This is a genomic window from Pseudomonas moraviensis subsp. stanleyae, from assembly GCF_036283065.1.
Classification (GTDB): Bacteria; Pseudomonadota; Gammaproteobacteria; order Pseudomonadales; family Pseudomonadaceae; genus Aquipseudomonas; species Aquipseudomonas stanleyae.
This window is the reverse complement of record NZ_JAADJI010000023.1, coordinates 1-6200: the sequence shown is the minus strand read 5'-3', so window position 1 is coordinate 6200 and position 6200 is coordinate 1. Positions and strand designations below refer to the sequence as shown.

Annotated in this window: 9 protein-coding genes; 1 reads left to right on the top strand and 8 read right to left on the bottom strand. The window is 54.4% G+C overall.

Features of this window, described 5'->3' with window-relative positions:
* Positions 1-39 precede the first annotated feature (39 nt).
* The 5 genes from GXB78_RS27900 to GXB78_RS27880 form a co-directional block, all read right to left on the bottom strand.
* Positions 40-240, bottom strand: coding sequence for a major capsid protein (locus GXB78_RS27900; RefSeq protein WP_329517848.1), 201 nt, complete (start codon positions 238-240; stop codon positions 40-42).
* Positions 241-278: 38 nt separating this feature from the next.
* Complete coding sequence (locus tag GXB78_RS27895) at positions 279-509, bottom strand: hypothetical protein (RefSeq protein WP_329517847.1); 231 nt, start codon at positions 507-509, stop codon at positions 279-281.
* Positions 510-512: 3 nt separating this feature from the next.
* A complete protein-coding gene (locus GXB78_RS27890) occupies positions 513-806 on the bottom strand; it encodes a propanediol utilization protein (protein ID WP_329517846.1) in 294 nt (97 codons plus the stop codon).
* A gap of 53 nt (positions 807-859) precedes the next feature.
* Positions 860-1090: a hypothetical protein gene (locus GXB78_RS27885; RefSeq protein WP_329517845.1), complete on the bottom strand. Its 231-nt coding sequence runs from the start codon at positions 1088-1090 to the stop codon at positions 860-862.
* Between the two features lie 112 nt (positions 1091-1202).
* Complete coding sequence (locus GXB78_RS27880; RefSeq protein WP_329517844.1) at positions 1203-2333, bottom strand: phage/plasmid replication domain-containing protein; 1131 nt, start codon at positions 2331-2333, stop codon at positions 1203-1205.
* Positions 2334-2467: 134 nt separating this feature from the next.
* On the opposite strand from GXB78_RS27880, the gene GXB78_RS27875 reads away from it, so the two are divergent.
* Entirely contained in the window at positions 2468-2701 is a 234-nt protein-coding gene (locus tag GXB78_RS27875; RefSeq protein WP_329517843.1) for a hypothetical protein, read from the top strand.
* A 307-nt stretch (positions 2702-3008) separates the two neighbouring features.
* Here GXB78_RS27875 and GXB78_RS27870 read toward each other — a convergent pair whose 3' ends face one another.
* The 3 genes from GXB78_RS27870 to GXB78_RS27860 are packed head-to-tail and all read right to left on the bottom strand — an operon-like array spanning position 3009 to position 5307.
* Entirely contained in the window at positions 3009-4148 is a 1140-nt protein-coding gene (locus tag GXB78_RS27870) for a zonular occludens toxin domain-containing protein (RefSeq protein WP_329517842.1), read from the bottom strand.
* Complete coding sequence (locus GXB78_RS27865) at positions 4141-4437, bottom strand: DUF2523 family protein (RefSeq protein WP_329517841.1); 297 nt, start codon at positions 4435-4437, stop codon at positions 4141-4143. Before GXB78_RS27865 ends, GXB78_RS27870 begins: the two co-directional genes overlap by 8 nt.
* 3 nt (positions 4438-4440) lie before the next feature.
* Positions 4441-5307: a virulence factor TspB C-terminal domain-related protein gene (locus tag GXB78_RS27860; RefSeq protein ID WP_329517840.1), complete on the bottom strand. Its 867-nt coding sequence runs from the start codon at positions 5305-5307 to the stop codon at positions 4441-4443.
* Positions 5308-6200 lie beyond the last annotated feature (893 nt).

Below are 6200 nucleotides of genomic sequence, written 5' to 3'. Positions count from 1 at the left end.
GCCGAGGCCTTACTGTCCCGCGTAGTTGCGTCCGGCCTGTTAGAACGCTTGGCGGATGTACTTGAAGGTCTTGATGCTGACGACGATGGCGAGAACGGCGGTGCCGATCACGACAGCGGCTGCCTCAGCATCGGTCAGACCCGAAACGACAGGAGCAGTGTCTACGACTGCGAACGAAGAAGCGGCGCCAATGGTGCCACCGACAGCGAGGACGGTTTTCAGCAGATTTTTCAGGTTCATTTTTTGTTACTCCACGGTTGTTGGCATGATTGCCGGTGTTACGACTCAATTGCCTTTTTAAGCAATGCGAAAACAATGATGGTTGCAACAAGTCCAATTACACCACCAACGATTCCGTCTACTTGTTCTTGTGAGAGCCATTGCCCATCCGGATAAAGAACGGAACTTTTCACCTGTACATATGCACAACCGGACGGCGCAGGTGCAGCTTCTGTTCCGCCTACAGTGCAAGTGTACAAATAAACATTCTCCGGGAGTGGACTGGCCATGGTTTAAGCCGCCGTCGATTGTTTAGGCGCTTGAACCATCTTACGACCTTGGCGTGGGTCAACTTGGAACTCCAGACGACCGTCGCGAACGTCTGCGATTACATCACACTGCCACATACCCGGCTGAGGGACTTGTGCTTTGTTCTCAGCGTAAAAACTTGCTTTTTGCGGGTAAGGGCAATTAGGCATGTGAACAAAACCTTCATACATGCAGTATTCTTTACCAGCCTTGGAAGTGCCGGAACGGGAGTTGCCGGTTACTTCAACATTGATAACCATTGCATTTGCAGTAGACATGACTGTCCCTCATCGATAACTAGTAGTTGGGTGTTACCCCGATTTAATTAGGCTTAGTAGCCCATCCACTCAGCAACGGAAACAGTGCCTTCTGACTGGTAGTCGAGAGTCCACAGTTTTTCCGGTTTAACGCCTTGCTCTTTCCGCTGTTCAACTTTCTTTAGAGTCTCTTCCACGGACGCTTGAAGTACCGGGTTGAGGAATGCGGATTTGCACCGTTCCTGATTCTCTAAAGTACGCCGTTGACCAGCGCTTAATCTTGTTCCCTGAAAGCTGACGATCATAACAATCACCCATCATCAACAGCGCACCACGCGAAGGCTGCAATACAAACCGCCATAGCGACATACATACCAATGATGTCCAGCCAGCTTGGGTCGTACCACGCGGCTCCCATCAAGCAGCCAACCGAAGGTGACTAGGCCGCTTGTACCAGCTCGGTGGAGCAATGTTTTTGACCGGGTTGATTTCCTGCATTTCCCGGATGAAAACGGTGCTGCACAGCGCCAAGTCTGGAGCGTTGCGGATGTTGATGCCAATCTTGTTCAAGCGGGCTGCATGCTCCTTGAACGAGCGTTCGGACATGGCCAGCTCCTGGCCGTGCATCCACATGATGGCGTAGGAAGCGGTAAGATTCGCCGCCCGTTGTGTCTCTACTACGCCCTCTGCCAACAACTGACCCGCAATGCTCACAATATCCATTTTCGTCACCTTTAGACGCTGATCGACGCCGACGAATTCATCATGCAATTTCTGAAAGTTGGCCTCATTGAAGAGGCCGTAAAAACACAGCTTTTCACGGCTTAAAAATTCGCTTTTCAGCTCTTGCTCTAGCCGGACAATCCCGGTCTGTAGAGCGTAGTCGCACAGCTCTTGCGCGTACTTGTACTCAGGCGAGGTTTCGCCATATGCGCGCTTGACCTTCGGCAGATGTTTGGTCTGGATTTCAAACCCTTTGTCGTAGGCCTTGCGGTACTGGAGTCGGGCGCCTTTGCCGCTGCCCGATGTTGTCCAGTCAACAGATTTACCATTCGGGAACAAACGCCCAATGGAGTGGCCCAAGCGCTGGGACGCGAGGCCACGCAAATACGGTGTTTCATTGCCTTGGCCTACGGAAATATTCGTGGTCAAGTCGATGCGCTGTATCACGGCTCCGTCAGTCCAGAGTTGCGAACTTTTCGCACCTGATTCACCCTGCCGCACTTCGAAGCGTGTGCACTTCGTAAAAGGTGGCAAGCCATACTCCGCGAGCAGTTGGTTATAGACACCAATGCATTGATCCAGAGTCTCAAATCCCCACAGGTTGTCGTGACGGTTGAGTCTCGACGGGTTACCGTCGATTGTGATTCGCCTGCCGCTGATCTGGATTGAGACTTTGGAACTGTGGCTGCCTTCATGCTGGAACCAAGGGGTACGGCTGCTGAGCACTTCACCGGTCAGCGTATCGATTGTCTTGGTGACGATATCGGAAACGACAGGTAGATCCTGTTCGAATTCCTGCGTCACTTTGAGCCAGTCAATAAACATGCCGTTTTCCCTTTTGTAAACATGTAAACATGTTCAGATGTTGCGGATTGTCTACGTGTTAACATGTTGCGTCAATCTCATTTTGGGGGTTGGATCCATATCAAACGACAAACGGTCTACCGAGGGTAACAAAGATGTCAAAACTACTGAGATTGTCGGAAAGCGAGCAGGAAGCGATTCGCTTAAAAGCCATAGAAATCAACAAGTTACTGGTGAAGCGCGGACTCCCGCCGCTGAAAGATAGCGAGCTGACTCACAAAATCCTTGAGCTTTCAATCAGTTACACACGCCTGAACGCGGAGGGGGAGCTTTTTCTCGACCTCTACGATCTTGAGAGTGCAGACAATTGCACCAAAGTGGGGGTGTAACCGCACCCCCACCCTGCGGGCCTCGGAAAGCGTGCTGAAAGATTTGAATTGCCATGACCTGTCCGGCGATAGCGCTGGGCGTCATGGGACCGCGCTGGCTACGCGGTAAGGTCGGTGTGAACGCAGTTGGTTGAACAGGGCGCGGTCGGGCTCTGAGGCGATCACAGACGATATGGACGCGAAGAAAAACCCCAGTGATTTGTCGATCGCTGGGGTTTTTTGTTGGGCGTTAGATGGGGCCGGCTTTGCCGGGTACCGGCGCGGATGTTTCGTTGCCAGGCTGTCGGGCAACGTGGCGCCTAATGGCCTACGGCCTACCGGTGCGGGCGTCCTTGGTCTTAAGGAATACCGGCTCTGTTTCGGCCACTACAGTGAAAGACTGACCCGTATTTCGGGCGCGTGGTTGAGCAGGTGCCGGTGGCTCGACAGGGGACGTATGCCCGTTGACGGCTTGCTGCTGACCTTGCTGTTTTCGTCCAGACAGCCAAGGGTCGAAACTGCCGTGGCGGATGAAGACAAGACAGGCGCTCTGCGGAACGTCAATGGGAGTTGCCTGCTGTGAATAGCAATTGCAGGTGCCTCGACTCTCCGAACTCATGCAGGCCGCGACGCGAGGGAAATCGGTCGGAGCGGTCAAGGCATCGTAGACAGGCGCCGTGTGCGGCTGGCCAGCTATGCGGGGCTTGATGCTTTCGGCAGTCCAGACAGGTTTCGCTTGCTGAGAATCGACACCGATCATTGACGATGGCGGGGGGATGGCCGCAGCAGTTGCGACCGCCTGAGTGGTGGCAGGATCTGCGGTTGTGTCGGTCTTGTGTCTCATGCCCCAGACCATGTTCGCGGCATAGCCGATGCAACCAACTGCAATCAGCACGGCCAACGCGAGAATGATCAAGGTCTTGAGCGGGAGCCGCGCCTTGTGAGTGTCGAGGGTAGTAGACGTGTACAGCTCGAAAACCTTCGGATCGGTTTTGACCATCGAGCTTTGACCAGTTTTGCGCGCGGAGCTGGACGCCGGATCGGACTGGACGGACTCCCATGAATACCTCATGACGCGCTTGGCGTTGTACGGCCGGTGGTAGTTCACGTGTGGCTGTACCAGCTTGCGGGCAAACGGATGCAGCAGGCCGGGTGCTTGAGTGATGAAAATCAGGTCTTTACCGGAGTGCCGGTGAATCGAAAGATCCTTGACCCATTGCGGGGGATTCGTGCCGAGGTCGGTCCCGCAGTACCGCTGTACTTCGTCGCAGAAGATGACAGAACCATCGGGCAATTCGCGCCATTGGTCGACGTGATCGAGAGGAAAAACGCCGTGATTCGCCGGTATGAAACCGTTGATCGCGGTGCAGTATTTGGGACGGCCTTCGTACTCCTTGGCGTGCAAAAAATCCCACAATTCGTTGGAGGTTTTGCCTGCGCCCGGCAGGCCAGTGACGAGCTTAAGCATCGGATTTGCTCCCGGCACGCTGGTACGCAGCCTTGGCGACTTTCATGCCGATAGCCATGCCGTACCCGGCGAAAATGACGGCGATGCAATCGAAGACGCCGACGAATTGGAAGAAGGCAACAGCGTCAGCGGGCATGCCGTTGAGTCGTTGTGTCACCTGGGACTGCAACCAGTTGAAGATGGGCATAAGAACGGTTGTGGAAACGACGACCGTTCCACCGACCGCCAACAAGCGAGGAAGGACGTAACTGGCGACTGCGCTGAGCGCGGCAAACAAGACTTGGAACATGGCTTACACCTCACGGAAAACGATGCGGGCTGCGATCAGGTAGGCACCGGCAAGCAGAACGAGGCGAACCCAGCTCAGGCCGTCGCAGGTCTCAGAAAACTTCATGTCAAACGTGTGCCCGGCGAGCATGAATTGCTTGTCAGGGAGGCACTTGCCGCCACCACCGCCGGAGCCGTTGGTTTTGCTCTGGAACTCGGAAAGCAGGGTGTTTGCTTGGTTGTCGAGAGTTTGTTGATGGGCATCGAGAGACGCATAGGCAGCGTCTGTCTTGGCCTTGACCATGGCCTTCTGCTCGGCAGTGGCGTCAGCCATCAGCTTGCAAGTGTCGATGTGGTTCTGTTTGAGGATCGCGCACAGAAACACGTCGCCGTCACATGGAGGAGGCGCGGCACAGTCGTCGCTGATGTCGGCAGTACCATCACCGCCTTCGCCATCACCGTTACCGCCGTTTCCATCACCAGTGGCAGGGTTACCAGAGCCTGCCCCGGGGTTACCTTCCAGACCGCCGCCATTCGGCGAACAAACGCCCTTGCAGGACGTGTCGGTGGTAGTGGTGCCGTCGGGCTTGGTGACGGTGTTGGTGGTCGTTGTGGACGTCTTGGTGGTACAGGTTTTGATATCGGTGCAGACGGTGTTGGTGGAGTTCTTCACGGTCGTGACCTTCACCGATCCGTCAGGCAGGTTCTGCGAAGTCGAGCTGATATCGGTCTTGATGCCGTTGGAATACGGAGGCTTCGTGAAGCACTTGTAAGCACCGTTGACAGTGCCGCATTGCTGAGAACCATCCTCCTTGGTTTCCTTGGTGGCTGTGCAGCCAGATCCTCCGCCACCGGTGCCAGACGGAACACATGGTGTCTCGGTGGTTTTCACTTCCGGCTCTTGTGGGTCACAGGTGCCGTTCGGACAAAGGGCATCGGCAACATCAGACGTACCGGTAGAACTGCCTTTACCCGTGAACTTGCCAATTACGTTGCAAGTTGCTGTGCCATCGCCAGTAACTTTGCAATCAGAACTTGAAATTGTAGCCATAACGCACTTAAGGCCATCTTGGGCGAAAGTTGGAGGGGCAGTTGCTTGCCCACCGGCGCCAATAACGCCCGCAACTGTATAGGCAGTTCCTGAGTAACTTGGGTTCGAGTCACCAGCGGACTTAAGGAAAGTGCAAGGAGCATCGCCCTCGGATTCAGTAAACCGAACGCACTTGCTGACAGTGTCGTCGAAGATCATAGGATTGCTAGCTGTACCACCAGTCTGATCATCACACTTGTCTCCGGGTTTATAGTTTTGCGCGACAGTGCACATGCCTGTTGCAGAATCAAATGGTCCTGTGCCAGGGGGACAAGTGCTGCCATGGAGGCCGACTTGAGTGTTACCGCCGGGCTGTTCAACACCTGCATTCTCGCCAATAGTCCAGATGAAAAAATATTGGCAATTAGCATATTCGCCTGTGACTGTTGTTGGACCTACTCGGGAGAATGCTTGGTTTGGGTGTCCATTGTAAATATTGCGAGAAACTGCTTCGCAGGCTCCGGCGGGAGATGGGTTGCGGAAGTTAAGCGAACTGTCCGACCAAAAATAGTCAGCAGCAAAACTTTGCGAAGCAAACAACAAGCAGCCGAACAGGACTGCCGCTTTAACGCGAGATAGTAAGCTCACGGCTGCATACTCGTTGAGATATTGAAAGTTGGTCGATGACGGCTGGCCTCATGCTTCGGCCCTGCCTTACATCGCCCTCTGGTCAAAAAAAAGGCCTCGGTTTGAAC